The sequence below is a fragment of the Kitasatospora sp. NPDC001159 genome (assembly GCF_053598235.1).
Window position 1 is genome coordinate 1 of record NZ_JBSFJV010000059.1, and the last position, 25,279, is coordinate 25,279.

30 protein-coding genes and 2 pseudogenes are annotated in these 25,279 nt (G+C 72.2%); 22 read left to right on the forward strand and 10 right to left on the reverse strand.

The features are described from left to right. Nucleotides 1–122 precede the first annotated feature (122 nt). Nucleotides 123–401, reverse strand: a pseudogene (locus ACWC9T_RS26405) (serine hydrolase); the annotation flags it as partial. 481 nt (nucleotides 402–882) lie between these two features. On the opposite strand from ACWC9T_RS26405, the gene ACWC9T_RS26410 reads away from it, so the two are divergent. Beyond that, a complete protein-coding gene (locus ACWC9T_RS26410) occupies nucleotides 883–1,848 on the forward strand; it encodes a hypothetical protein (protein WP_449823536.1) in 966 nt (321 codons plus the stop codon). A 214-nt stretch (nucleotides 1,849–2,062) separates the two neighbouring features. Here ACWC9T_RS26410 and ACWC9T_RS26415 read toward each other — a convergent pair whose 3' ends face one another. Then, nucleotides 2,063–2,452, reverse strand: a complete 390-nt coding sequence (locus tag ACWC9T_RS26415; RefSeq protein WP_449823537.1) for an ATP-binding protein — start codon at nucleotides 2,450–2,452, stop codon at nucleotides 2,063–2,065. Between ACWC9T_RS26415 and ACWC9T_RS26420 the strand changes: the two genes are divergently transcribed. From ACWC9T_RS26420 to ACWC9T_RS26440, 5 genes and pseudogenes are all read left to right on the forward strand, one after another. Further along, nucleotides 2,435–2,707: a Scr1 family TA system antitoxin-like transcriptional regulator gene (locus ACWC9T_RS26420; RefSeq protein ID WP_449823579.1), complete on the forward strand. Its 273-nt coding sequence runs from the start codon at nucleotides 2,435–2,437 to the stop codon at nucleotides 2,705–2,707. The two genes, ACWC9T_RS26415 and ACWC9T_RS26420, sit on opposite strands and share 18 nt — an antisense overlap. Continuing rightward, on the forward strand, nucleotides 2,632–2,832 hold the full coding sequence (locus ACWC9T_RS26425; protein ID WP_449823538.1) for a hypothetical protein: 201 nt from the start codon (nucleotides 2,632–2,634) through the stop codon (nucleotides 2,830–2,832). The genes ACWC9T_RS26420 and ACWC9T_RS26425 overlap by 76 nt, the downstream gene beginning before the upstream one ends. Before the next feature lie 2 nt (nucleotides 2,833–2,834). Then, a complete protein-coding gene (locus ACWC9T_RS26430; protein ID WP_449823539.1) occupies nucleotides 2,835–3,020 on the forward strand; it encodes a DUF397 domain-containing protein in 186 nt (61 codons plus the stop codon). Nucleotides 3,021–3,085: 65 nt separating this feature from the next. Continuing rightward, a pseudogene (locus tag ACWC9T_RS26435) lies at nucleotides 3,086–3,163 on the forward strand (DUF397 domain-containing protein); the annotation flags it as partial. A 130-nt stretch (nucleotides 3,164–3,293) separates the two neighbouring features. Further along, nucleotides 3,294–4,052, forward strand: a complete 759-nt coding sequence (locus ACWC9T_RS26440; RefSeq protein WP_449823540.1) for a serine hydrolase — start codon at nucleotides 3,294–3,296, stop codon at nucleotides 4,050–4,052. A gap of 97 nt (nucleotides 4,053–4,149) precedes the next feature. Here the strand turns inward: ACWC9T_RS26440 and ACWC9T_RS26445 are convergent, their stop codons facing one another. The 5 genes from ACWC9T_RS26445 to ACWC9T_RS26465 form a co-directional block, all read right to left on the reverse strand. After that, nucleotides 4,150–5,283 (reverse strand): FAD-dependent monooxygenase, encoded by a 1,134-nt coding sequence (locus ACWC9T_RS26445; RefSeq protein WP_449823541.1) that lies wholly within the window; start codon nucleotides 5,281–5,283, stop codon nucleotides 4,150–4,152. Between the two features lie 27 nt (nucleotides 5,284–5,310). After that, nucleotides 5,311–5,913, reverse strand: a complete 603-nt coding sequence (locus ACWC9T_RS26450; RefSeq protein ID WP_449823542.1) for a GTP-binding protein — start codon at nucleotides 5,911–5,913, stop codon at nucleotides 5,311–5,313. A gap of 3 nt (nucleotides 5,914–5,916) precedes the next feature. Next, nucleotides 5,917–6,282: a DUF742 domain-containing protein gene (locus ACWC9T_RS26455; protein WP_449823580.1), complete on the reverse strand. Its 366-nt coding sequence runs from the start codon at nucleotides 6,280–6,282 to the stop codon at nucleotides 5,917–5,919. Between the two features lie 105 nt (nucleotides 6,283–6,387). Then, complete coding sequence (locus ACWC9T_RS26460) at nucleotides 6,388–6,834, reverse strand: roadblock/LC7 domain-containing protein (protein WP_355677141.1); 447 nt, start codon at nucleotides 6,832–6,834, stop codon at nucleotides 6,388–6,390. Further along, nucleotides 6,831–9,677 carry a nitrate- and nitrite sensing domain-containing protein gene (locus tag ACWC9T_RS26465; protein ID WP_449823543.1) on the reverse strand — a complete coding sequence of 949 codons (2,847 nt, stop codon included), beginning with the start codon at nucleotides 9,675–9,677 and terminating at the stop codon, nucleotides 6,831–6,833. The genes ACWC9T_RS26460 and ACWC9T_RS26465 overlap by 4 nt, the downstream gene beginning before the upstream one ends. A 384-nt stretch (nucleotides 9,678–10,061) precedes the next feature. Here ACWC9T_RS26465 and ACWC9T_RS26470 point away from each other — a divergent pair, with 384 nt between their 5' ends. The 5 genes from ACWC9T_RS26470 to ACWC9T_RS26490 all read left to right on the forward strand — a co-directional run bounded on the left by ACWC9T_RS26470 (nucleotide 10,062) and on the right by ACWC9T_RS26490 (nucleotide 14,400). Beyond that, nucleotides 10,062–10,514: a YbaK/EbsC family protein gene (locus ACWC9T_RS26470; protein ID WP_449823544.1), complete on the forward strand. Its 453-nt coding sequence runs from the start codon at nucleotides 10,062–10,064 to the stop codon at nucleotides 10,512–10,514. Between the two features lie 147 nt (nucleotides 10,515–10,661). Continuing rightward, nucleotides 10,662–11,195: a hypothetical protein gene (locus tag ACWC9T_RS26475; RefSeq protein ID WP_449823545.1), complete on the forward strand. Its 534-nt coding sequence runs from the start codon at nucleotides 10,662–10,664 to the stop codon at nucleotides 11,193–11,195. 60 nt (nucleotides 11,196–11,255) lie between these two features. After that, a complete protein-coding gene (locus ACWC9T_RS26480) occupies nucleotides 11,256–12,059 on the forward strand; it encodes a nucleotidyltransferase domain-containing protein (protein WP_449823546.1) in 804 nt (267 codons plus the stop codon). Between the two features lie 139 nt (nucleotides 12,060–12,198). After that, nucleotides 12,199–13,413: a glycosyltransferase gene (locus tag ACWC9T_RS26485; protein WP_449823581.1), complete on the forward strand. Its 1,215-nt coding sequence runs from the start codon at nucleotides 12,199–12,201 to the stop codon at nucleotides 13,411–13,413. A 54-nt stretch (nucleotides 13,414–13,467) separates the two neighbouring features. Further along, entirely contained in the window at nucleotides 13,468–14,400 is a 933-nt protein-coding gene (locus ACWC9T_RS26490; RefSeq protein WP_449823547.1) for a bifunctional helix-turn-helix transcriptional regulator/GNAT family N-acetyltransferase, read from the forward strand. A 19-nt stretch (nucleotides 14,401–14,419) separates the two neighbouring features. Here the strand turns inward: ACWC9T_RS26490 and ACWC9T_RS26495 are convergent, their stop codons facing one another. After that, nucleotides 14,420–14,782 carry a hypothetical protein gene (locus ACWC9T_RS26495; RefSeq protein WP_449823548.1) on the reverse strand — a complete coding sequence of 121 codons (363 nt, stop codon included), beginning with the start codon at nucleotides 14,780–14,782 and terminating at the stop codon, nucleotides 14,420–14,422. A 508-nt stretch (nucleotides 14,783–15,290) separates the two neighbouring features. On the opposite strand from ACWC9T_RS26495, the gene ACWC9T_RS26500 reads away from it, so the two are divergent. From ACWC9T_RS26500 to ACWC9T_RS26540, 9 genes are all read left to right on the forward strand, one after another. Then, a complete protein-coding gene (locus ACWC9T_RS26500) occupies nucleotides 15,291–16,055 on the forward strand; it encodes an alpha/beta hydrolase (protein ID WP_449823549.1) in 765 nt (254 codons plus the stop codon). A gap of 425 nt (nucleotides 16,056–16,480) precedes the next feature. Beyond that, complete coding sequence (locus tag ACWC9T_RS26505) at nucleotides 16,481–16,660, forward strand: hypothetical protein (RefSeq protein ID WP_449823550.1); 180 nt, start codon at nucleotides 16,481–16,483, stop codon at nucleotides 16,658–16,660. A gap of 81 nt (nucleotides 16,661–16,741) precedes the next feature. After that, nucleotides 16,742–17,047, forward strand: coding sequence for an urease subunit gamma (locus ACWC9T_RS26510; protein ID WP_449823551.1), 306 nt, complete (start codon nucleotides 16,742–16,744; stop codon nucleotides 17,045–17,047). Nucleotides 17,048–17,049: 2 nt separating this feature from the next. Continuing rightward, nucleotides 17,050–17,895 (forward strand): cobalamin biosynthesis protein CbiX, encoded by an 846-nt coding sequence (locus tag ACWC9T_RS26515; RefSeq protein WP_449823552.1) that lies wholly within the window; start codon nucleotides 17,050–17,052, stop codon nucleotides 17,893–17,895. Between the two features lie 23 nt (nucleotides 17,896–17,918). Next, nucleotides 17,919–18,404, forward strand: coding sequence for an urease subunit beta (locus ACWC9T_RS26520; RefSeq protein WP_449823553.1), 486 nt, complete (start codon nucleotides 17,919–17,921; stop codon nucleotides 18,402–18,404). Next, the gene (gene ureC, locus ACWC9T_RS26525; protein ID WP_449823554.1) at nucleotides 18,404–20,128 is read left to right on the forward strand and encodes an urease subunit alpha; all 1,725 of its coding nucleotides are present in this window, start codon (nucleotides 18,404–18,406) and stop codon (nucleotides 20,126–20,128) included. The genes ACWC9T_RS26520 and ureC overlap by 1 nt, the downstream gene beginning before the upstream one ends. A 398-nt stretch (nucleotides 20,129–20,526) precedes the next feature. Further along, entirely contained in the window at nucleotides 20,527–21,237 is a 711-nt protein-coding gene (locus tag ACWC9T_RS26530) for an urease accessory protein UreF (RefSeq protein ID WP_449823555.1), read from the forward strand. A 68-nt stretch (nucleotides 21,238–21,305) separates the two neighbouring features. Continuing rightward, nucleotides 21,306–21,926, forward strand: coding sequence for an urease accessory protein UreG (gene ureG, locus ACWC9T_RS26535; RefSeq protein ID WP_449823556.1), 621 nt, complete (start codon nucleotides 21,306–21,308; stop codon nucleotides 21,924–21,926). Next, entirely contained in the window at nucleotides 21,923–22,885 is a 963-nt protein-coding gene (locus ACWC9T_RS26540; protein WP_449823557.1) for an urease accessory protein UreD, read from the forward strand. Before ureG ends, ACWC9T_RS26540 begins: the two co-directional genes overlap by 4 nt. Nucleotides 22,886–22,908: 23 nt before the next feature. Here ACWC9T_RS26540 and ACWC9T_RS26545 read toward each other — a convergent pair whose 3' ends face one another. Further along, a complete protein-coding gene (locus tag ACWC9T_RS26545) occupies nucleotides 22,909–23,379 on the reverse strand; it encodes a MarR family winged helix-turn-helix transcriptional regulator (RefSeq protein ID WP_449823558.1) in 471 nt (156 codons plus the stop codon). Between the two features lie 69 nt (nucleotides 23,380–23,448). Here ACWC9T_RS26545 and ACWC9T_RS26550 point away from each other — a divergent pair, with 69 nt between their 5' ends. Both ACWC9T_RS26550 and ACWC9T_RS26555 read left to right on the forward strand, forming a co-directional pair. Beyond that, a complete protein-coding gene (locus ACWC9T_RS26550) occupies nucleotides 23,449–24,324 on the forward strand; it encodes an NmrA/HSCARG family protein (RefSeq protein WP_449823559.1) in 876 nt (291 codons plus the stop codon). Between the two features lie 58 nt (nucleotides 24,325–24,382). Further along, the gene (locus tag ACWC9T_RS26555) at nucleotides 24,383–24,733 is read left to right on the forward strand and encodes a hypothetical protein (RefSeq protein WP_449823560.1); all 351 of its coding nucleotides are present in this window, start codon (nucleotides 24,383–24,385) and stop codon (nucleotides 24,731–24,733) included. A gap of 11 nt (nucleotides 24,734–24,744) precedes the next feature. On the opposite strand, the gene ACWC9T_RS26560 is transcribed toward ACWC9T_RS26555, so the two are convergent. Next, nucleotides 24,745–25,191 (reverse strand): protein-tyrosine phosphatase family protein, encoded by a 447-nt coding sequence (locus ACWC9T_RS26560; RefSeq protein ID WP_449823561.1) that lies wholly within the window; start codon nucleotides 25,189–25,191, stop codon nucleotides 24,745–24,747. Between the last annotated feature and the right edge of the window lie 88 nt (nucleotides 25,192–25,279).

The following is a 25,279-nucleotide window of genomic DNA, read 5'->3' on the forward strand; positions in this document are numbered from 1 at the left end:
ACGCGCGCCGCGCCCATAAATAAATAATTTTTATAAAACACTATTTTTTTCAACACGACCGTCGCGGGGTCCCCGCCGCCGGCCCCCCCCCCCCACTCCTCTCGTTATTTCACGGGCCGGTGTCAGTCCTCGATCGCCTGGTAGACCGTGGTCCAGAAGTCGTGGATCAGCCGCGCCGAGTGCGGGACGGACATCCCGACCTGGGTGAGCACGATGCCGACGAGCCCGTTCTCCGGGTCGGCGTAGGTCGAGGTGCCGCTTCCGCCGTCCCAGCCGAACTGGCCGACGGGCGCGTAGTCACCGCGGTAGGTGCGCACCATCATCCCGAAGCCCCAACCGCCTTACTGCCCCTGGCCGTACGACAGGTGGACGTACTCGCGGGCCAGGGCGCTGCGGGCGGCGGTTGAGGCGGTTGGTGGTCATCAAGGCCTTTCAGCAGGCCATGGACCGCTGGCGCCAGCGGACGGCCGCCCGGAACGCCGAGCGGGAGCGGTGACTGGCCAGGGTCCTCAACCGGCCGGGCTGGAGTACCTCGTGTAACACAACGCCCGGTCCGCCTCATCTCCCTCTGTGGGCGGGCCGATCGACGGTCCGCCGACTCCGAAGAGATACGAGGGGGACCGAACGATGAAGCGAATACTGCGCCGGGCGGCAGTGGCACTGGCGGTTGCCGCGGTGACGGCGCTGGCAGCCCCGCCCGCCTTGGCGGCGGACGCTCCGGACGCGTCCGAGGCGGCCCTCTCCGGCGGATTCGCTCCCGCCAAACTCCCCTTGTCGGGAGCGGTGTTGAGTTCCGGAGTGCAGCTGGACAGCCACACCACGTGGGCCGCGGGCTTCCGGATCACCGGATCCGGGATGCATGTTCGTTTCACGCCCGTGGTCGTGAGTCACGACGACCGCCAGGGCCGGCAGTGGAAGGAACTGCCGTCCCCTGCACCGGACTTCACGATGCGGGCCACCACGGTCGCCGGCAGCTCGACGCGCGATGCCTGGGTGTTCGGCGACCGCGAGCCCACCACCGGTCGGATCCTCGCCGAGCACTGGGACGGCGCCGCCTGGGCGTCCACCCCGATCGAGCCGCCGCCCGGCGAGCTCTACAACGTCAACCTTCTCGGGTCCTCGGCGCCGCGCCCAGACAACGCCTGGGTCGTCGGCAGCGCGGCCGTCGTCACCGGCCGCACGCCCGGCCCCAACGGCGGCACGAGCGTCGAGACCCGCACCACCGGGCTCATCGAGCATTGGGACGGCACGGCCTGGCACCGCATGAGCGCCGACGGGATCGACGGCGACTGGTGGCTCAACTCCGTCACCGAGATCGCCCGCGACGACGTCTGGGCGGTGGGCAACACCGCCGCCCCCGACGACAAGCCGGTGCTCCTGCACTACGACGGCCGGGCCTGGAGCCGCGTCGAAGCCCCCGCCTTCACCGGCTTCGCCGGCGAGTACCAGAGCGTCGCCGCGAGCGGGCCGAAGGACGTCTGGGTCGTCGGTCGTGCCCTCCTCGCCGACAAGGACCGCGGCCACCCGCTGGTCGCCCACTTCGACGGCCGCACCTGGACGACCGTCCCAGCCCCCGAAGGCGTCGCGGGCAAGCTGTGGTCGGTCACCGCCGTCCCCGGCGGCATGGCCGCCGTCGGCTGGGACTCGAGCGGTCCTCAGGACCGCCCGATCGGCTTCCGCTACACCCACGGCCGCTGGCAGACCCTGGACCTCTCGGTGACCGGCTACGAGAACCTCTCCTACCAGGCTGTCGTCGCCGCCCCGGGCAACCGTCTCACCGCCCTGGGCGCCGGCAACACACCCAAGTCCCCGGACTACCAGCCCCTGGTCCTCACCGGCCGAGGCTGAGCTGGAAATGTAGGAGGAGTGGGAGGACGGCCTGTCCGACTTCCCACTCCTCTTGCGTTACGGGGTGGCGGTTGGGCTTGGAGTGGAGTGCGGGTGGTTGTGGTTGTGGTTGTGGTGGTGGGTGGTGAGGGGGTAGGCCCAGGCGAGGAGGGCGAGGAGGAGTGCGAAGGGGAGGAGGGTGCAGAGGGTCGCTTGGCCTGGGCTATGGCGGAGTTCAGGTGGCATCGGGGGCGGTGAGGTCGAGTTCGGCCCAGACGGTCTTGGAGTTGGGGTGGCGGGGGATGGTGCCCCAGCGGTCGCAGAGGGCGTCGATGAGGGTGAGGCCGCGTCCGGACTGGGCGTTGGGGACGTGGACGGTCGGGAGGACGGGGAGCCGGTCTCCCCGGGGGTCGCTGATCTCGATGCGGAGGGTGGTGCCCCGGCGCGCGGTGGTGGTGAGCGCGAGGTGAAGCTCGAAGCCGCGCCCCGGAACGCGTCCGTGGGTGATCGCGTTCGCGGCGAGCTCCGCGACGATGAGGAGGGCGGAGTGGAACGGCTCGGTGTGCGGGGACTGCTCGCACCGGAGAAGATCGATGAGTGGGTGGCGGTGCGGCTGGCCCGGCAAGAAATCCTGACCCGCTGGCCCCTGCCGGTCGTAACTTGGGTAATCGACGAGAGTGTTCTCCGGCGCCCGCTCGGCGGATGGGACGTCCACAAGGATCAACTGCAACACCTTCTGAAGGTAGGACAGATGCGAGGCCTGAACTCCAGGTCATGCCGCTCGATCGGATGTGCCACTCGGGAATGGGGGGCTCGTTCATCTTGCTCACACCTAGCAACGGGCGGCCGCAGATTGGGTACGTGGCGGTGCAGCACGTAAATCGGTTGATCACGGACCCGGTCGAGGTCCGTAATATGGCCGCGCGGTACAGCAGCATCCGGGCTCAGGCCCTGGGGCTGAGGGGGTCCCTGGCCCTGATCGAACAGATTCTGGGAGAGCGATAGGCATGTCCGAGCTGGCGTGGTTCAAGAGCAGCTACAGCACCAATGAGGACGCTGCATGCGTCGAGGTCGCCGAGACCCCCGGCGTCGTCCACGTGCGTGACTCCAAGGACAAGAGCGGCCCCCAGCTGGCCTTCGAGCCGGCCGTGTGGAAGGCGTTCGTGAAATTCGCCGCCACCGCCGAGGTCTGATCCGACCTCCTCTCAACGGCCCACCGCCTTCCGGGCGGCGGGCCGTTGGCGTACCGTCAGACGGAATGGGGCTGGTCTGGTTCAAGAGTAGCTACAGCAGCAACGAAGGCGCCGAGTGCGTCGAGGTCGCCGAGACCCCCGGTGTCATCCACGTGCGTGACTCCAAGGACAAGAGCGAGCCCCAACTCTCGTTCGGTCCCCGCCGCGTGGGAGGCGGTCGTGTCGTTCACCGCAACGGCCGAGGTCTGACCCGATCTCCCCTACTCTTCCTCCATGCTCTCCGTGGTGGTGGCCCCCTGGGCAGGCAAAGCCGAACCGGTGTTCACGCGTGCGCCGGACGAACTGCACGACGCTGCAAGCACGATGAAGATCGCTGTGCTCGCCGCGCTGACCCGCAGTGGGGCGAACCTCGATGCCGAGGTTCCGGTGACGAACCACCATAGATCGGTCGTCGGCGGAGAGTTCGGCAACGACCCTGACTGGGACAGCGATCCGCTGCCCTGGGAGCTGCTGGGCACCCATGTGCCGCTTCGCCTGCTCGCCGAGCGGATGATCACCCACTCCTCGAACCTGGCCACCAACCTCTGCCTCGCCCGCACCGACCAGCGGGCCGTGGCCGAGGTCTGGCGCCAGGCCGGAGCCACCCGCAGCGCCAGCCCGCGCGGGATCGAGGACTACGCGGCGCGCGACGCGGGCGTGCACAACCGGGTGAGCGCCCGCGACCTCGTACGGCTGCTCCACTCACTCGCGGACGAACCGGAGCTCCTCGCACTGCTGGAGCGCAACGACTTCCGGGTGGACCTCGCCGCCGGGCTGCCGCCCGGAACCCGGATCGCGTTCAAGAACGGCTGGATCCCCGGCGCCCGGCACTGTGTCGGGTTGGTCCGCCCGTACGACTGCCCGCCGTACCTGATCGCGGTCTGCTACACCGGCCCGCTCGCCTCCGGCGCGGACCGCGGCGACCCGGCGGCTCGGCTGCTGGCCCGCATTTCGGCGGGGGTCTGGAGACGGCGCGAGCAGGTCACTCGCTGATCGCGGGCATCACGGTGCCGTCCGGGTTTCCAGACATCGCCAGCCCGCAGCGCGGGCCCGCGTGGGCACAACCCCGCGCGGGCCCGGAGGCGAGGACTCAGTACGGCTTGACCAGCACGTGGGCCGCGCCCGGGATGCCGACCTTCAACAGCTCGTCCTCCTCCGGCGTCGTCGGCGTTCCCGTCTCCTGCTTGAGGATCGCCCGGGACATCGCCTGCACCCACATGGCGCGTGGGCGGCGCCTGGCCTCCCACTCGGCGAGCGCGGCCGGGACGGAGTCCGCCGCGTCCAGGCTCTGGGCCAGCACGAGGGCGTCCTCGACGGCCATCGCGGCGCCCTGGGCGAGGTGCGGGGTGGAGGCGTGGGCGGCGTCGCCGGCCAGGGCGATCCGGCCGACGTGCCAGGGCTCCTCGACGGTGACCTGGGAGATCCGGGAGTAGACCACGGCGGCCGGGTCGGTGGCCTGGGCGAGGGCGTCGGCGATCGGGCCGCCGAAGCCGGCCAGCCGCTCGCGGAGCTGCTCGTGGGCGCGTTCAGGGTCAGGGCGGAAGTCCTCGGCCTCGGCGAAGACCGAGCCCAGGTACATGAGTTCCGCGCTGATCGGGGTGAGCAGCGCCTTGGCCTTGAGGTTGCCGGCCGACATCACCACGCCCTGGAGCTCGGGCGAACGCGGAAGGGTGACACGCCAGTTGGCGAATCCGGTGTACTCGGGGGCGTACTTCTCGCCGTACAGGTGCCTGCGCAGCGGCGAGCCGATGCCGTCGAAGCCGACGACGAGGTCGTAGCGGCCGCCGTGCCCGTCGGTGAGGGCGACGTCGACCCCCTCGCCGTCGTCCTTCACCGAAGCGATGGTCGTCCCGAAGCGGACGGAGGCACCCGCCGAGGCCGCGGCGGCGGCGAGCACCCGGGCCAGGGCGGGGCGCGGGATGCCGTTGTTGGAGGGGGCGTCACCCATCCGGGGCTGGGGGATCCGGGCCAGGGTGGTGCCGGCCGGGTCGCAGATGGTCAGCACCTCCCACTCGAAGCCGACGGCGAGGCACTCGTCCAGCACGCCGATCTCGCGCATCACGTGCAGGGCGTTGGAGGGCTGGATGAGGCCGACGCCGAGCGCCTCCAACTCGTCGCGCAACTCGGCGACCTCGACGTGGTGGCCGCGGCGGGCGAGGGCGGTGGCGAGGGTGAGGCCGCCGATGCCGCCGCCGTGGACGAGGACGCGCAGGGGTGTGGTCATGGGGTGACTCCCGTACGAGGAAGGGGCTCAGCTGACGGGGGCGACGGCGGCGAGGTCCATCAGGTGGTCGACCAGGGCGAGCAGCAGGTCGCGTCCGAAAGCGCGCTCACGGACGTCGCCGATCAGCATCGGGACCTGCGGGTCGAGGTCGAGCGCGGCCCGGATCTCGTCCGGGGTGCGGGTGTTGTGGTTGTGGAAGCAGTTGATCGCGACCACGAACGGGATGCCCCGGCTCTCGAAGAAGTCGATGGACGCGAAGCTGGTCTCCAGCCGCCGGGTGTCGGCGACGACGACCCCGCCGAGGGCGCCGTTGACCAGGTCGTTCCACATGAACCAGAACCGCTCCTGCCCGGGCGTGCCGAACAGGTAGACCACCAGCTCGGGGCTGACGGTGATCCGGCCGAAGTCCAGGGCGACGGTGGTGGTGTCCTTCTGGTCGACGCCGGCCAGGTCGTCCACGCCGACGCTGGCCGTGGTCAGGTACTCCTCGGTGCGCAGCGGGGTGACCTCGCTGACCGAGCCGACCAGGGTGGTCTTGCCGACGCCGAAGCCGCCCGCGATGAGGATCTTGACGGCGGCCGGGGCGGCGGCGCTCCCGTCAACGGTCTTGCTGGAGTGAGGTGTTGCCATGGTTCAGAGTCTCCGGAGTCCTTCGCGTACGGCCGTGAGCAGGCCGAGGTCCACGCCCCCGGCGGCGCGGGCCACCGAGATCGGCGCCCGGGCCTTCAGCAGGCCCTGGGCGACCAGGTCGCCCAGCAGGATCTTGGTGACCGAGACCGGGAGGTCCAGGCCGGCCGCCACCTCGGCGACGGCTGCCGGGCGCCGGCAGCGGTCGAGGATCAGCCGGTGCTCGGGCTGGAGGCCGCGGGCACCGGCGCGGCTGCCCCGCGCCAGGGCCGCGTCGGCCTCCTCGTCGACCGTGGTGATCACGGTGATCAGGGTGAGGTCGCCGCGCTCGGGCGCGGTCCGGCCGCGGGTGATGGTGTACGGGCGCACCATGACGCCCGTCTCGTCCTCCGCCTCCGGCTCCTCCAGCTCGCTCCAGTGCGGCACCCGGTCGCGCGCCCAGCCGTCCCCCGGTCCGCTGTGCGGGCCCACGCGGCGTCAGCCCCGGTTCCGGCTGGCGAAGACGTCGAAGGAGGCGGGCGCGGCCTCGGCCCGGGCGGGGGTCGTGAGCTTCTGGCCGACCTGCTGCACCAGGGTGTGCATCGCGACGGACATCACCTCGGCGTCCACCTCCTGGGAGGCGACCACGGCCAGGTGGGTGCCCTGCGCGGCGGCGATGATGAACAGCCAGCACTCGGCGAGCTCGACGATCACCTGGTGCACCGGCCCGCCGTCGAAGAGCTGGCCGACGCCCCGGGCGAGCGACTGCTGGCCGGTGGCGACGGCGGCCAGCCGCTCGGCGTCGGCCCGCTCGATGGTGCGGGAGTGGCTGACCACGAGGCCGTCGTCGGAGAGCAGGACGGCGTTGCGGGTCCCGGGCACCGAGTCGACGAGTCCGTCCAGCAGCCAGTCCAGGTCCTGGTGGGTGGCGATCGTGCGGTTCATGGCTGGTCATTCCTTCGTGTGGTTCGGGGCTCCGCGACCGGCAGGGCCCACGGGGACGGGGCGGACGCGGAGGCTGGGGGACCGGCGGGCGTGCTGGGGGGAGCCGGCGGGGTGACGGTGGCCCGGGGCAGTGGGTGTTGACCGCTGTCCTGGGCGCGGGCGGCGCGGGACTGGCGCTGGAAGGCGCCGATGGTGGCGCCGGAGCGCCGTACCGGACGCTCGGGGCGGCCGGGCTGGTCGGGCCGGTGGAACGGGCCGCCGGCCGGCTGCTCGGCGGCCGGCTCGACCCACTCCTGGCGGGCCGGCGGCGGCACCCGCAGCTCGGCGGCCAGGCTGGCCTGGCGGACCCGCTGCGGCAGCGGCGGCTGCCCGCCCTCGACCGGGCTCACCGGCACGGCGGAGGGGTACTCGCGGCGCCGCTCGGCCAGCCGGTAGTGGTCGGCCGGGCGGTACTGCTCGTCGGCGTACGGGGCCTCGGCCTCGGTGACCCGGGCGTAGGCGATGTCCGGGTAGACGGGGGCGTCCTGGACGGGGTGGGTGTCCTGGACGGCCTGGGCCTCGTGCGCCGGGAGTGGGGCGGCGGGGGAGCTGTGCTCGATCGGCTGTTCCCGGAACGTCTGCTCCTGCACGGCCGGCTCCTGCACCGCCGGTGCGACGCGGTCGGCGGGCGCGAAGGACTTCCTGGGCCCGAAGGAGTCCACCGGTGCCATCGGCGGCCCCACCGGCAGGGCGGGCTGCGGTGCCTCGTCGGAGGCGGAGCGCACCGCCCGGCGGGACCGCCGGACCAGCGGGATCGGCTCGACGGGCGCGGCGTCCGGCAGCCCGGCGTCGCCGTCGATGACCAGCTCGTCCGGGACGAGCACGACCACCCGGGTGCCGCCGAAGGCCGACGGCCGGAACTCGATCTTCAGCCCGTTCAGCGCGGCGAGGCGCGCGACCACGTGGAAGCCGAGCCGGATGTCGTCGGCGCGGGCCAGCACGTCGGTGCGCGGCGGGCGGCTCATCAGCTCGTTGGCCGCGTCGTACTGCTCCGGGTCCATGCCGAGGCCGCGGTCCTCGATCTCGACCGCGAGCCCGCGCCCGACCATGGCGGCCCGGACCTCGACCGGGGTGGGCGGCTTGGAGAAGGTGGTGGCGTTCTCCATCAGCTCGGCCAGCACGTGCGCGACCGGCCCGACGGCCCGCTCGGAGAGCCACGGGTGGCCCTCGACGTCGATCGTGATCCGGCGGTAGTCCTGCACCTCGCCCTGGGCGGAGCGCAGCACGTCCAGCAGCGGGACGGGCTTGCGCCAGCGCCGCTGCGGCTGGCCGCCGGCCATGATGACGAGGTTCTCCTCGTAGCGGCGCAGGCGGGCGGTGAGGTGGTCGAGGTCGAACAGGCCCTCCAGGACCTCCGGGTCCTCGTGCTTGCGCTCCAGCTCGTCGAGCTTGCGCAGCTGGCGTCCGATCAGCAGCTGGGTACGGCGGGCGATGCGCTGGAGCAGCCGCTCGAAGCCGCGGTGCTGCTCGGCCTGCCGGACGGCGGCCGCCAGGGCGGCGGAGCGGGCCAGGTTGAGTGCCTGGCCGAGGCGGGCGAGTTCGTCGGTACCGGTGCCGTGCGCCCCGGCGGTGACGGCGCGGCTCTCGGCCTCGACGTCGACCTGCTCGCCGCGGCCGAGGCGCTCGACCACTTCGGGCAGGGTGCGCTCCATCTCCTCGGCCTGGGTGTGCACCTCCTTGATCCGGCGGCGCAGCGAGCGGCTGAGCCGCCAGGAGGCGATGACGACGGCGACCACGGTGATCAGGCCGATGACGGCGGTCAGCACGACCCGGGTGAGCAGGTCGACGATGGTGCGCTTGCCGACCTCGACGATCGCGCTGGTGCGGGCCTCGATGGCCTTGACCAGTAGCGGGTTGAGCTGGTCGATGCTCTGGCGCCACTGGTCCTGGGCGGGCGGCAGTTTGACGGTGCCGTTGGAGTCGGCGGCGGTGGGCTTGGTGAGCTGCTGCTCGACGGCGGCCTTGGCCTGCCAGGCCGGACTGTTCATCAGGTCGTGCCAGGCGCCGGCCTCGCCGTCCGGGATGGACGGGACGATCTGGACGGTGAACAGGTGGTCCTGGGCGCCGATCAGCTGCTGGACCTGCTGGTAGTCGGCGGTGCTGAGCCGCCCGCCCGGCCAGCCGCGGGCCAGGATCGCGTCCTCGCGGGCCAGCATCTCCTTCGCCCAGAAGGAGTTGACCAGGGTCTTGGACTCCCAGGTGACCTCGCCCGCGTTGACGTGGCCGAGCGCGGTGAACAGCCGCAGGTCGACGGCGATCAGGTCGGTGTAGTAGGTGAAGACCGTCTGCTGGTCGATCGAGCCCTTGTCCACGGCGGCGCGCTGCTCGCCCAGTTTGCTCATGGCCTGCCGGGCCTCGGCGACGGCGGTGCGGACGTCGCCGGGGGCGTCGTCGGCGGTCTCGCCGGACAGCGCCTGGAACTGGCGCACCGCGTTGTCGGTCAACTGCCGTTGGCGGCGCAGCTGGTCGGTGTTGGAGGCAGGCCGGGCGAGCGCCTCGGCGCTGAGCCGGCGCTCTTCCTGGAGGTTGTAGTAGACGATGTTGGACGGCTGGCCGGCCTTCTTGGCCAGCATCCCCTGGGCCGCCTGGCGCTGGAAGTCGAAGACCGTCTCACCGCTGGACACCGCCCAGAGGGCGACCAGGGCCAGGCTGGGGACGACGGCCAGGACGATCAGCGCCGTCCGCAGGGACAGGCGTGGACGCCTGCGGGGGGCCTTCGGCGTCGAGGGCCGCCGATTCGCACGCGCGCGCAGAGCAGACTCCTTGGGGCTGGCGGCCGGCTGAGGGGCGGGCCGTCCGGGCACGGGCTTCTTTGACGAGGCGATATTAGCCATATCGTGTGATTGGAGTGAAAGCCCGTTCGCCGCCTGGGCGGTGCTTGCGCACCGACCAGACACAACGTCACCCGCAGGTTGACTGTTTGTGTCCGAAGCAGCCGCGCCTGGTGCCTCTTGACATATTGTCAACGACGCTCGCAGACGCCGGGTGGCCGCTATGTGAAAACTGTGTGACGCCCCTTCCGGAGCGCTGCCGGGCCGCTGTCGCTAGGAGTCGACCAGCCGGGAGCGGGTCGCCTCCAGCTCTGTCGCCAGCACCCGCCCGACGGCGTCGGTGCCGCCGGCCGTGCGGCCGGTGGTTCGGGAAAGGCGTGATGTGGCGATGACTCTTCTCTCCCTGCCCGAAGCCTCGTGGTCGCCGAGGCGCTGGCGGCGGCCGGCATCGCCGGTGAGATCGTCGTCCTGCCCGACTCCGCCCGTACGGCCGCCGAGGCCGCCGCCGCGCTCGGCTGCGCGGTCGGCGCGATCGCCAACAGCCTGGTGTTCCGCTGCGACGGCGAAGCGCTGCTGGTGATGACCAGCGGCGCCCACCGGGTCGACACCGCCTACCTGGCCGCGCAGTTAAACGCCGAGGCGATCGAACGGGCCTCCGCGGCCCAGGTCCGTGAGGCCACCGGCCAGGCCATCGGCGGCGTCGCGCCGACCGGCCACCCGGCCCCGCTGCGCACGGTGGTCGACACCGCGCTGCAGCAGTACGAGGTGCTGTGGGCGGCTGCCGGACACCCGCACACCGTCGTGCCGATGACGTACGAGGAACTGCTGCGCGTCACGGCCGGCACCCCGAGCGCCGTCGTACCGGCCTGACGCACTGACGCAGAACCGGGCCTGGTAACGGTCGTAGCGGGCACGTGGCGTGTTCCACGTCCAGCCGTGGATCGGTGCACCCGCAGATGCGGCAGAAGGGCCATAAACCGCTGGTCACCGGGGAGCCGGGCGCGCCAGGATGCCGTCATGGACGCCGTATTCACCCTGGCCTGGCAGCACGTCGCCGGCCTGGTGTTCCCCGAGGACCTGCCGATGGCCGCCGCCGAACTGCTGGCGGCGGGCGAGGATTCACCCGCCCTGTGCGACCTCGCGGGGCGGGGGCGGGGCGAGCCGACCGCCGAGCTGGAGGAGCTGTTCCGGGAGGCGCTGGAGGAGCTCGGCGTGCCGCGACCGGACAGCCGCCTGGCCGAGCGCTGCCTGCTGCGGCACCTGGCGGCCGGGGTGGTCGCGGGTGAGCTCAGGCCCGGGGAAGCGGTCGGCTGGGTCTGGCACGACATGGGGGAGACCGCCACCGAGGTGGAGTGGCAGTTCGCCGAGGCGGTGCTCCGGATGTGCTGCTCCACCTGCCTGGAGGAGACGGAGGCCGAGGCCGTTCACGCCTGGGAGCAGGAGGTGTCGGCGGCCGCGGCCACCCTGGCTGCGGCCGCCGCCGACAACCCGCTCACCTGGTCGCGCGCGGTGAACGCCTGCTGGGCCGCAGGCGTGAAGGCGGGGCGCTGATCGGGCCGGCGCGCCGGAATCCGCTGGTCCGGCGCCCGTTCCGCGGCCAGACTTCCCGTCATGCGAGCGATCATCGAGCACATGGCGGGCCAACTGGCGGACGTGCCGGGCGTGGTGGGGGTGATGCTCGGCGGGAGCCGGGCGCGCGGTGAGCACCGGCCGGAGTCGGACTGGGACCTCGGGGTCTACTACCGGGGCGACCTGGACCTCGCCGCGCTGCGGGAGTCGGCCGGGCCGGAGGTGGAGGTGGCCGGGCCGGGCGGCTGGGGGCCGTGGGTGAACGGGGGCGCGTGGCTGCGGGTCGACGGGGTCGCCGTCGACTGGATCCTGCGCGACCTCGACCGGGTCGAGCGGGTGTGGGCGGACTGTCGCGAGGGCCGGTACGAGGTGGGGGTGCAGGCCGGGCATCCGCTCGGCTTCTGGTCGCCCTGCTATGCCGGTGAGGTCGCCCTGGGGCGGGTACTCGCCGATCCCGCAGGGGAGTTGGCGTCGCTACAGGCGCAGGCCACCGCGTACCCCGAGCGGCTGCGCGGCGCCTTGACGGCGGGCGCGTGGGAGGCGGAGTTCCTGGTCGGGGCCGCGGCGAAGGGCGCTGCGCGGGGCGACACCCTGTACGTCTCGCTCTGCCTGTCCCGCGCGGTCGGGGTGCTGGTGCAGGCGCTGTACGCGCATGACCGGCGTTGGTGCCTCAACGAGAAGGGCGCGCTCGCCGTCGCCGCGCGACTCCCCGGCGCGCCCAAGGAGTTCGAGCGACGTGTGCGGAGCCTGCTGGGGGCCGCGGGGGAGAGCGTCGGGACACTGGCGGAGACCGTGGAGCGGGCGCGGGCGCTGGTCGAGGAGACCGTGGCGGCGCTGCGGGGCTGACAGGGCTGGTGGGGCTCTCGGCACCCACTCCCCGCCACTCCCAACGTATAGCGCACAGGGGGCCTTGCCGCAAGGCCCCCGTCGTGCCGCAGAATCTCCAACTCCAGGGCGGGAGCTGGGGGAACGGGAGATGCACGGGATGCGAGTGGTGTTGTCCACGTACGGGTCGCGCGGTGACGTCCAGCCGCTGGCGGGCCTCGCGGTCAAGCTGCGGGAACTCGGCGCGGAGGTGCGGGTGTGCGCGCCGCCGGACGAGGAGTTCGCGCAGCGGCTGGCCGCCGTAGGGGTGGAGACGGTGCCGGTGGGGGAGTCGGTGCGCGCGCTGGCGAGCGGGGCGTCGTCGGCGCCGGTGGACTTCCCCACCCGGGTGGCGACGCTGGTCCGGCAGTTTCACGAGGCGGTCGCCACGGTGGCCGAGCCGGGCGGCGCGGTGGTGGCGACCGGCCTGTTCCCGGCCGTGGCCGGCGCGCAGGCGGCGGCCGAGAAGGTGGGTGCCCGCTTCACGTACGTGGCGCTCCAGCCGACCATGCTGCCGTCCCCGCACCACCAGCCGTTCGAGTTCCCCAGCCAGCCGTACCCGCCGGAGATGACCGACAACCGGGAGCTGTGGGACTTCAACATCGGGACCATGAACGCCCTGTTCCGGGAGCAGGTCAACGCCCACCGGGCGTCGCTCGGCCTCCCGGAGGTGGAGAACGTGCGCGACCATGTGTTCACCGACCGCCCGTGGCTGGCCACCGACCAGCTGCTCGGCCCCTGGCAGCAGCCCGCCGAGCGCGAGGTCGTGCAGACCGGCGCCTGGCTGTTGCCGGACGAACGCCCGCTGCCCGCCGAGCTGTTGGCGTTCCTGGAGGCGGGCGAGCCCCCGGTGTACGTCGGCTTCGGCAGCATGCCGCTGCACGGGGCGCCGGACGCCGGCCCGGTGGCGATCGAGGCGGCCCGGGCACTGGGACGGCGGATCGTGCTCGCCCGGGGCTGGGCGAACCTCGCGCCGGTGGACGGCGGGGGCGACTGCTTCGCCGTCGGCGAGGTCAACCAGCAGGCCCTGTTCGCCCGGGTCGCCGCCGTCGTCCACCACGGCGGGGCGGGCACCACGACGACCGCGGCCCTGGCGGGCACGCCGCAGGTCGTGGTGCCGCAGATCGTCGACCAGCCGTACTGGGCCGACCGCGTCGCCGTCCTGGGCATCGGCGCGGCCCACGACGGCCCGGCCGCCACGGTCGACTCGCTCTCGACCGCGCTCAAGCGGGCACTGACGCCCGGGGTCGGCGCCCGGGCGGAGGCGTTCGCGGGCGAGATCCGTACGGACGGGACGGGGGTGGCGGCGAAGCTGCTCCTCGACGCGGCGCGCTGAGACCGGGCGGGGCGTCCGCTGGTGCCGGATCCATTCTCTGACTAAGGTCAGAGAATGGATCCGGTTCAGCCAGAGGCACAGCTCTACACGGAGGCCGGCGCGGAGACCGACGCGCAGATCGGCCAGGTACGGCGGTTCAACCGCACCGTCACCGAACGCGTGGGCGTCCTCCACGACCACTACCTGGGCCAGGGCCGGCCCATCGGGGAGGCCCGGTTGCTCTGGGAGATCGGCGAGCAGGGCCAGGACGTACGGCGGCTGCGGGATCGCCTCGGGCTCGACTCCGGGTACGTCAGCCGGCTGCTGCGCTCCCTGGAGACCGACGGCCTGGTGACGGTCGAACCCCAGCCCCGGGACCGGCGGGTGCGCACCGTCCGGCTCACCGACGCCGGCCGCGCGGAACGCGCCGCGCTCGACACCCGAAGCGACGAACTCGCCGCCTCCCTGCTCGAACCGCTCAACACCACCCAACGCGCCCGGCTGGTCGCCGCCATGGCCGAGGTCGACCGGCTGCTCACCGCCGCGACTGTCACCCTGGACACCGTCGACCCGGACCACCCCGACGCGCAGTACTGCCTGTGCTCCTACTACGCCGAGATCCAGGAACGCTTCGACACCGGCTTCGACCCGGCCCGGAGCCTGCTGCCCGACGCGGGCGAACTCCGGCCGCCGCGCGGCCAGTTCCTGGTGGCCCGGCTGCACGGCGAGCCGATCGGCTGCGCCGGCCTCAAACTGCCGCCCGACGCCCCCGGCGAGATCAAGCGCATGTGGGTCGCACCCCAGGCCCGGGGCCTCGGCCTCGGCCGCCGCTTCCTCGCCGAACTGGAGGCGCGTGCCGCCCGACACGGCCGCACCGTGCTGCGCCTGGACACCAACAAGGCGCTCACCGCCGCAATCGGCCTGTACCACTCGTACGGCTTCCAGGAGGTCGCCGCGTTCAACGACGAGCCGTACGCCCACCACTGGTTCGAGAAACGGATCGGCTGAGCGGAGCGGGAAGTCGGCCCTACCGACTTCCCGCTCCCGCCCCGCCCACCGCGTGCCGCAGCGCGAGGTGGGTCAGCCAGGCCATGCCGAAGGCGAAGGGAGCGGCGGTGTCCTCGGCCGGGCCGGGAACGGCCGAGCAGACCGCGATGACGGCCAGCGGCACCCAGGCCCGGAGCAGCAACTGCCGTACAACTGCCCCATCTGGAAGGATCTTTGACAGCGCCGGAACGGCAAGCCCGGCTACTGCCAGCGGGATCGTCAGCCCCGCGTGCTCCACCCCCTCGAACACCGTCCAGGCGAGCAGGAACAACCCGAGCCCGCCCCACCCGAACCGGGCGGCCCACGGTGGCCCCGCCCCCGCTGAACTCCCCTGAACCGTCACGCCCTTCAGAGAATCACGGGCCCGGCGGTCCCGCGTCAGACCGGAGATGGAGCAGCTGTGCTACTCCCGGAGGAACTGGCAGCCGGAGTCCGGGAGCTTGTTGCCGTTGCGGTCGCGAGCCGCAGTTCGTCACCGTCGCCGATTCCCCGCTTCCTCGTCCTCCCCAGCGAGGTGCGCCCCGGCGTCCTCGGGGCGCAGCGGGGACAGTGTGATGACTCCGTCGGACAGTTCCAGTTCGCGCATCCGGACATTCGTGGCGTGGGGCTCGGGGCGCGCCAACGGATTGCCAACTCCCTCGCGTCCGGCTGCCGCGCTCCTTACCATCCGCCGGGTGATCATCTCGGTCTATGTCAAAGGCCTGCAGGCGTAGGTGTTCGACGTGGTCCGCTGACGGGGCGCGAACCAACCCGCACCGTCCTGGCCTCCGATGCGCCCACTGCGTGGTGACTATTGGCCAGGGCGGTGAAAGGGCAGGACTCGAACGTGTGTCGGGCGCCATGATGAGGGAATGCACTTCACCACGGACACCATCCCGGACCTCAGCTCGGTCGGCGTGACCCAGCGCCGCTTCACCCTCGACGGCGTACCCGGCGTGCTCTGGCAACCCGAGGGATCCGCCCTGAGCGCGCGGCCGTTGGTGCTGCTGGGGTACGGGGGTGGGCAGCACAAGCTGGGGCCGGGAGTGGTGGAGCGGGCCCGTCGATGCGTGACGCGGTACGGGTGGGCGGCGGTGTCGATCGACGCCCCCGGGCACGGCGAGCGGGAGCGCACCGCGCAGGACGAGCGATTCGCCACGGAGATCGAGGAGTTGCTGTCGGCCGGGCGGCCGATCAGCGCCTGGGTGGCGCGGCACACGGCGGCGCTCGCGGAGCGGGCGGTGCCCGAGTGGCGGGCGGTGCTGAATGCCCTGGACGAGGCCGGCGGCGGCCTCGGCCCGGTCGGGTACTGGGGGTTGTCGCTGGGTAGCGTGATCGGCATTCCGCTCGCCGCGGCCGAACCCCGCATCGCTGCTGCGGTGTTCGGGCTCACTGGGCATGCGACGCAACGGGAGGCGGCGCGGCGGGTGGTCGCGCCGGTGCAGTTCGTGCTGCAGTGGGACGACGAACTCGTGCTCCGCGAGAACGCGTTGGCGGTGTACGGCGCACTGGGCTCGGCGGCGAAGACGCTGCACGCCAACCCGGGGGGCCACATGGCGGTGCCCGACTTCGAGCTGGACTCCGCGGAGCGGTTCCTGCTCCGGAAGCTCGGCACGGCGGTGCGTGCGGCCGACTGACGGAATCCGGTGCGAGCGCAGTCGTCGCAGCCCAACGGGTCGAACACGTTTCCGCCACGTCGACGCCCCGTTTCACAGCGTTCCCACAGCCCGGGGTGCCCGTGTTTGCGTGACGTGTGGCATTTGTCGCGGATTGGTTGGCGCGGCCGCCCGAGGCCTGTTACCTGCAAGTAAAACTTCGCAAAGAATTGCCCTCCCCGGCCGCCCGCCGAGGGTTCGCTTTCAACAGAATGTTGCAGCTCAGGGCGGTGGCGGTCACTCGGGGTTGATCTGGCGTGACGCCAGGTGTCCATCCCATTCGGCAATCCGCAGGAGTACGGTTCCCAACGAATCGCCGAACGGGCTCCCGGGTAATCTCCGGGGCCCCTCGGCCGTACGGGGTACCGGTGCGTTGTGTGGCTCGACAAAAGGGTGGGGAAGGTGCCTTGAAAGGGGCTCCCGAAGCTGCCTCCGAAGGCCTGTCCGAAGGGAGAGCGGAAGAGACCCCGGCGCTCGGCGCGATCTCCGCGCCCTTTGGCGGCCACGCCTTCACCTGGCCCTTCGTCCTGACCGCCATGCTGTTCCTGGCAGCGGCACCGGCGATTCCCCGGTTGCGTCCGGTCTGATCCCGGCAGGTGCCGAACCTGGGCTTCCGTCGTCCAACTCCCTTTCATTTCATCGGATTCTCGGAAGGAAGAGTGATTCCCGTGAATCTCTCCCCGCGTGAGATGGACAAGCTCTACATCTACGTCGTGGCCGATCTGGCCCGTAAACGCCGTGACCGCGGCGTCAAGCTCAACTACAGCGAGGCCTGCGCGCTGATCAGCGAGGCGATCATGGAGGGCGCCCGGGACGGCCGCACCGTCGCCGAGTGCATGGAGATCGGCAAGCAGGCCGTCAGCAGCGCGGACGTGATGCCCGGTGTGCGCGAGATGCTGTCGCTGCTCCAGGTCGAGGCCGCGTTCCTGGACGGCACCAAGCTGGTCTCCTGTCACGACCCCGTGAGTGCCTGAGGATGCCGGGGCGTCAGGCCGCCACCGCCGGGCCCGCCACGGTGGTGCTGGCCGGCGGCCACGAGAGCGGCGGCGGCCGCGACCTGGCCGCCCTGGTGGAACGCCGACCCGCCGCGAACGGGCCCACCGTGCGGGCCGCGGCCGCTTCGGGCCGGCAACTCGCCGAGGCCGTACGGTCGGCGCTGGCGGCTGCCGACGGACCGGTGTGCGTCGTGCCGATGACACTCGGACGCGACCCCGGGCTGGTCGCCGACACCGCCCGCGCCCTGCGCTGGCTGGCGGCCGGCGAGGGCCGGGGGCGGGTCGCGCTGACCGCCCCCTTCGGCGCCGTCGAGCACCTGATCGGCTGGCTGCGCGCCGCGGCCGGAGCCGGCGTCGAGGGCGCCGTACTCGTCACCGCCCCGGTGGCCGGGCCCTTCCAGGACGCCGAGTTGTTCCGGATCGCCCGCCTGGTCCGCCAGTACGGGCGCCACCGCTGGGTCGAGGTCGCCCTCGCGGGCGGCGACCCGGACCCCGCCGAGGGTGCCGAACGCTGCCGCCTGCTCGGCGCGCGGGAGGTGACGGCCGTCCCGGCCTCCTTCGGTCCGGCGCTGCGCACCGCCCTGCCCGGCGTGCGGGACGGCGGGCCGCTGCTGCGGCCGTCCGCGATCGCCGGGGTGGTCGCGGCCCGGACGGCTGCGGCGCTGCACCTGCTCGGCCACGGCGAGGACGGCATCGCGGCCGGCCTCGACGCCGAGCACGGCCACGGCTACGCCCACGGCCACGGCCCGGGCGAAGGGCACCACCACACGCACCCCCACGGCCACTCGCACCAGCACCCCCACGCCCCCGCGCACACCCCCCACTGAACCGGCAGAGAGGAAGGCAAGCCATGTCTGGTGGCGCCGCATACCTGTACGGCGACGACCCGGTGGAGATCAACGCCGACCGCGCCAAGGCCGTCATCACGGTCAGCAACACGGGCGACCGGGCGATCCAGGTCGGTTCCCACTACCACTTCTTCGAGGCCAACCGCGCCCTCGACTTCGACCGTAACGCCGCCTTCGGCAAGCACCTCGACATCCCGGCCGGCACCGCCGTCCGCTTCGAGCCCGGCGACACCAAGGACGTCACGCTCGCCGAGTTCGGCGGCCACCGCCGCCTGGTCGGCTTCAGCAACCTCGTGGACGGCGGCATCACCGCGCCCGCCACCCGCGCCCGCGCCATCGACCGGGCGATTGCCCACGGCTTCAAGGGCACCAACCTCGACCTCAAGGACGACCACCCCCACGCGGACTTCCACACCGAGAGCCACGAGAGCCACGCGAGCCACAGGAACGACGAGAACCACGAGAACCGCCAGGAAGGCGACCGCTGATGGCCATCCTGTCCCGCAAGCAGTACACCGACCTCTTCGGTCCCACCGTCGGCGACCGCTTCCACCTCGCCGACACCAACCTGGTGGTCGAGATCGAGCAGGACCACAACCAGGGCCACTACGGCGACGAGGCCGTCTACGGCGGCGGCAAGGGCATCCGCGACGGCATGGCCCAGGACCCGGCCGCCACCTCCGTCCAGGGCGCGCTCGACCTGGTCATCACCAACGTCGTCGTGATGGACCCGGTGCTCGGCGTCGTCAAGGGCGACATCGGCGTCAAGGACGGCTTCATCACCGCCGTCGGGAAGGCCGGCAACCCGCACACCCAGAGCGGCGTGCACCCGAAGCTGGTGATCGGCCCCGGCACCGAGGTGATTTCCGGCGAGCACCTGATCGCCACCGCCGGCGGCATCGACACCCACATCCACTTCATCTCCCCGCAGCAGGTGCAGGAGGCGCTGAGCAACGGCATCACCACCCTGATCGGCGGGGGCACCGGACCCTCCGACGGCACCAACGGCACCACCTGCACGCCCGGGCCGTGGAACATCGGCCGGATGTACCAGGCGGTCGAGGACCTCCCGGTCAACGTCGGTCTGCTCGGCAAGGGCAACGGCTCGCTGCCGGGCGCGCTGCGCGAGCAGGTCGAGGCGGGGGTGTGCGGCCTCAAGGTGCACGAGGACTGGGGCAGCACCCCGGCCGCGATCGACAGCGCGCTGAGCGTGGCCGACGAGTACGACGTGCAGGTGGCCATCCACACCGACACCCTGAACGAGTCCGGCTACTTCGAGGACACCCTCTCCGCGATCGACGGCCGCACCATCCACACCTTCCACACCGAGGGCGCGGGCGGCGGCCACGCACCCGACATCATGCGGATCGCCGGCGAGCCCAACGTGCTGCCGTCCTCCACCAACCCGACCCTGCCCTACACCGTCAACTCGGTGGACGAACTGCTGGACATGGTGATGGTCTGCCACCACCTCAGCCACGACATCCCCGAGGACGTCTCCTTCGCCGACTCCCGGGTGCGCGCCGAGACCATCGCCGCCGAGACCGTGCTGCACGACGAGGGCGTCATCTCGATCCTCTCCTCCGACTCACAGGCCATGGGCCGGATCGGGGAGTCCTTCACCCGTGCCTTCCAGACCGCCCACCACTGCAAGGGACAGCGCGGCAAGCTGGCCGGCGACACCGAGCGCAACGACAACTTCCGCGTGCTGCGCTACCTCGCCAAGCTCACCATCAACCCGGCCGTCGCCTCCGGCACCGCCGACCACATCGGCTCGCTGGAGCCCGGCAAGCTGGCCGACATCGTCCTCTGGCCGATCAACTCCTTCGCCGCCAAGCCGAAGATGGTCATCAAGGGCGGCATGATCAACTGGGCCCTGATGGGCGATCCGAACGCCTCGCTGCCCACCCCGCAGCCGGTCTACTACCGCCCGATGTTCGGCGCGTACGGGCGGGCCAAGCAGGCCACCCGGGTCTCCTTCATGTCCCAGGCCGCCGTGGACCTCGGGGTCCCGGCCCAACTCGGGCTGGAAAGTCGGGTGTTGCCGGTGCGACGCTGCCGCTCGGTCGGCAAGCAACACATGCTGCGCAACGACGCGCTGCCGAAGATCGCGGTCGACCCGGAGACGTACAAGGTCACCCTGGACGGCGAACCGGCCACCATCGAGCCCGCCCGCGAGCTGCCGCTCAACCACCTGTTCTACCTCGCTTGACATCCTCCCCGTCCCAGGGGACAGGGATTCCTCCCGCGCCTGTGGCACGGACACCCGTGCGTGACAGGTCGCCGGGTGAACCGCAGCGACTCCCGGCTGTCCCGCTTCGACTTGAAGCGAGGCACACTCACCGGACGTCCAGCACGCTTGCCGGACACCGAGTCGAAGAAGTTCCGGTAGGCGGTGTCCAGGTCTCGAAGCGACTGAATCAACGGGTCCACACCCACCGATGCGAGCCATGCCCGCTCTACGGGCAGGCGCTGACAGCCACTCACGTCAGAACCTCCGGAGACCACTTTGCCGCTGCACGACTTCGAGCCGTGTACCCTCCCCGACCATCCGGGCGGGGGCTCCTCATCTCCTTGGCGTGACGGCTGGGGCTTCCTGGGAGGCGTTCGGTGAGTAGTTCTCAGGGGCGAGTGGGACACCTCGACGCCCTGCTGGTCAGCCTTCAACTGACCGACTCCGCCTTCCCCAGCGGCTTCTACACCCTCTCGCACGGCCTGGAGGGCTACTCCCAGGCCAAGGCCGTCACCCCGGACACCATGCCCGAGCTGCTCGCCGACCTGCTGCGGCACAGCGTCGGACCGTCCGACGCCACGGCGCTGGCGCTGGCCCACCGGGCAGCCTCGGCCGGGGACTGGGAGCTGCTCGCCGAGACCGACCAGCGGCTGCACGCCACCAAGCTCAACCGCGAGCTGCGCCTGGCCGCCACCCGCACCGGGCGTCAACTCCTGGACATCGCCCGGGAGTCGGTGGGTGGCGAGCCGCTGGAGCGGTACGCGGCGCTGGTCGCGGCGAAACGGGCCCCGGGCTGCCAGGCGGTGGCCGCCGGGGTGGCCTATGCCTCGGCGGCCGTCCCCGTCGAACAGGCCGTCGCCGGCGACCTGTTCGCCTTCTGCACCAGCTTCGTCGGCGCCGCGCTGCGGCTTCGGCTGACCGACCACCGCAAGGCGCAGGTGGTGCTGCGGGCGGCGGCGCCGGTGATCCGCGAGGTGGTGGAGGCCGCCCTGGTGCGGGAGTTGGCGGACCTGGGCGGCTGCGTGCCGGTCGCGGACGCGATGTCCGGACGCCACGAGCGGGCCGAGGCCCGGCTGTTCGCGAGCTGAACGCCAACGGCGAGCTGAAGGTCAACCGCGAGCCGAAGGTCAACGAGTAAACGAGTAAGGGAGACCACATGACCGAGAACGTGCTCCGCGTGGGCATCGGCGGCCCGGTCGGCTCCGGCAAGACGGCGCTGATCGAGGCGCTCGTCCCGGTGCTGATCGAGCGCGGCCACCGCCCGGCGGTCATCACCAACGACATCTACACCCAGGAGGACGCCCAGCACGTGCGCCGCACCCTGGCCGGGGTGCTCGACCCCGAGCGGGTCGTCGGTGTCGAGACCGGCGCCTGCCCGCACACCGCCGTACGGGACGACCCGACCATGAACCTGGCGGCCGGGGCCGAGATCCTGGAGCGCTTTCCGGACGTCGACACCCTGCTGTTCGAGTCCGGCGGCGACAACCTCACCCTGACCTTCAGTCCGGTGTTGGTCGACCTCTTCCTGTTCGTCCTGGACACCGCCGAGGGCGAGAAGATGCCCCGCAAGCGAGGCCCGGGCATCACCGAGTCGGACCTGCTGGTCATCAACAAGATCGACATCGCCCAGTACGTCCGTGCCGACCTCGGCATCATGGAGTCCGACGCCCGGCGGGTCCGCGAGGGCGGGCCGGTGGTGCTCACCAACTGCCTGACCGGGGAGGGGCTGGAGGAGATCGCGACCTTCCTGGAGACCTTCCGGAAGGTCTCGGCGTGACCGTGGCGGCGGAGGCCTCGCCGCAGGGGCCGGTGCCCCGGCTCGACCCCCGGCACTACGAGCTGGCCCGCGTCCCGTACGAGGTCCGCCGGCACGCCGGGACTCCCGACACCCTCGCGGTCGGGTGCCCCGGCAAGGTCGGGCTGCTGGAACTGGCCTTCGAGCGGATCGGCGGGCGTACCGAACTCACCGGCCACTACCAGAAGTCGCCGCTGCAGATCACGCGCCCGCTCTACTTCGACCCGGCCCGCCCCGACCTCGCCGTCACCCTGCTGATGTCCACCGGCGGCGGCATCCTGCAGGCCGACCGGCTGCGTACGGACATCCGCTGCGGCGCCGACACGGCGGTCCACCTGACCACCCAGGCGGCCACCAAGGTCTACCGGATGGAGCACGACTACGCGACCCAGCTGCTCAACCTGTCGGCCGGGCCGGGCGCCTACGTCGAGTACCTGCCCGAGCCGGTGATCCCCTTCGTCGACTCCCGCTTCTACCAGCGGACGGTGCTGACCGTGGACACGGGTGCGACGGTGGTGGCCGGGGAGACACTGCTCGCCGGCCGGCTCGCCCGGGGCGAGCGGCACGCCTACCAGGTGTTCGCTGCGGACCTCGAAGTGCGGCGCCCGGAAGGCGAGTTGGTGGCGCTGGACACGGTGCGGCTGGAGCCCGCGGGCGGCGGCGTGGCCGGTCCGGCCGTGCTCGGCGGGCATGATGTGATGTCCAGCCTGTACGTGCTCAGCCCGCTCGCCCCGGCCGCGCGGATCGCGGACGTGCTGCACGGGGCGCTGGCGGAGTGCGGCCTGTTGTGCGGGGTCAGCGTGCTGCCGCAGGACAGCGGCGCCTGGCTGCGGCTGCTCGGCTCCGACACCCGGGCCTGCGCGGCCGCGCTGCGGACGGCGTGGGACGCGGTGCGGCGGCTGCTGATCGGGGTTCCGGCGCCGGAGCTGCGGAAGACCTAGAAGGCCTGGACAGCCTGGAAGTCCTAGACGTCCCCGCTCGCCAGGCGGGCGATCTGGCGGTGGCCGAGCTCCACCGTGCGGTTCATGTGCCGCAGCAGAAAGGCGAGTTCGTCCTCGCTGTCTTCGGCGAAGATCGCCACCCAGTCGCCGCTGAGGCTGCGCCACACCTCCCCGAAGCGCTCCAGCGCCTCGGGGAGGACGGCCACCAGCACCCGGCGGCGGTCCGCCTCGTCGCGTTGCCGGGCGACCAGGCCGGCCTTCTCCAGCCGGTCGACCAGCCGGGTCGCCGAGCCGCTGGTGAGGCCGGTCAGCTCGGCGATCCGGCCGGTGGTGACCGGTCCGTCCTCCAGGGTGAGCAGGTTGAGGCACTGGACGTCGGTCGGGTGCATGCCGAGGTGGTCGGCGACGGCCTGGTTGAACAGCACGTAGGAGGCCAGGTAGCGGCGCGAGACCGGCCAGAGCTGCGCCAACAGTTCGTCGCGGGTGGGCGTCATGGGGGAAGGGTAGCCGGGTTCCCGATAAATGGTTGCGCGACGCAGGCGTCTCTCTCTATTTTTATCTGCATGACGCAGATAATTGCCCAGCTTCCCGGTGCCGTCACCGGTGCCACCGGCGCCCAGGGTGGCGCCACCGCCCGTGCCCTGCTGCGGGCCGGGCACCCGGTCCGGGCCCTCACCCGCGATGTCGACTCGCCGGCGGCCGTCGAACTCGCCGCTCTCGGCGCCGAGTTGGTCCGAGCCGACTTCGACGATCCGTCCTCGCTCAGCGCCGCCCTCGACGGTGCCGGCGCACTGTTCGCGATGTCCACCCCGTTCGGTACTGGCTTCGACACTGAGGTCCGCCAAGGTGTCGCGCTGCTCGACGCCGCCCGCGCCGTCGGCACCGTCCGACACATCGTCTTCACCTCGGCCGCCAACGCCGACCGCCCGACCGGCATCCCGCACTTCGAGAGCAAGCGCCGCATCGAGCAGCACCTCGCGGGCCTCGGCCTGCCGTGGACTGTGCTCGGGCCGGGCGCCTTCATGGAGAACTACTCCAACGGCTGGACGCTGGAGTCGTTGCGGGAGGGCGTCCTCCACCTGCCCATGCCGCCCGGCGTCCCCCTCCCGGTGATCGCCGCCGAGACCATCGGCGCCTTCGCCGCCCACGTCCTGACGCATCCGGACGCGTACGCCGGCCAGCGGATCGACATCGCCTCGCAGTGGCGCACCGGCGAGCAGATCGCCGCTGCGGTCACTGCGGCCAGCGGACGGCCGATCCGGTTCGAGGAGGTGCCGTTGACCGTCGCGGCGGGCTACTCCGAGGACCTGGCCGCGATGTTCCGCTACTTCCAGGAGGTCGGACTCGACATCGACATCGACGCCCTGCGCGCCGCGCACCCGTCCGTCGAGTGGCGCACGCTGGAGGACTGGGCGGCCGGGCAGTCCTGGGAGCTGTGAGCGCCCGCCTCGGACCGCGCCCTGCCGGTGCCCGGGGCCGGGGGCGTATCGTCGCGGGGTGGCACAGAGGGCACCGCGCAGGATCCACGTCGACGGCCGTGACTACCGCTGGGCGGTCCGTTCCCGCGACGGCGAACACGTGGTCGTGCGCGTCTGGCTGGACCAGGCCGGCCGGGGCGGCCGGGTTCTGGCCGTCACCCGGCGCTTCGACGACCCCTGGCTGCACTACGGGGTGCTGCTGACGGCCCCGCCCGAGCGGATCGCCGAGATCCTCCAGCTGGAACCCGTCACCCCGGCGCTCACCGCCGACCTCGTCCGGGCGGGCCTGGCCGCCGGGTGGCGGCCCGAGGAGACCGGGGCGGAGCTGCGCTTCACGACGGCGGGGGACTCGCTCGTCCGGGAGGCGTGAGCGGGCCCGGGTCAGCCGCCCCAGCGCTCCACGAACTTGCGTTGCCAGGGCGTCTCCACCGCGTGCGGGCTGTAGTGCTTACGGACGTACGCGACGGCCTCCGCCGCCGGGACGCCGTCCAGCACCGCGATGCAGGCGAGGGCGGTGCCGGTACGGCCGCGCCCGCCCGCGCAGGCGAGTTCGACGCGCTCGACGGCGCAGCGCTCCCAGGCCTCGCGGAAGGCGTCGGCCGCGTCGGCGCGGTCGGCGGGCAGCCGGAAGTCCGGCCAGCGCACCCAGCGGGCCTCCCAACCGGAGGCCTTCGGCGGGCGGCCCAACAGGTAGACCCCGAAGGTGGGCCGAGGACCGGGCGGCAGAGGCTTGAGCACGCCGCGGCCGCGCAGCAGCCGCCCGGAGGGCAGGCGGAGCACGCCGGGGGCGGCGGGGTCCCAGGTGGTGGGCAGCGGGTGGTCGGTCATGCCACCTGATCTACCAGATTCCGGGGTGGCCCACGAGCTTCAGCGTGATCCAGCGAGGAACCCCGGGCGTCCGCGCCCGGGAGGAACC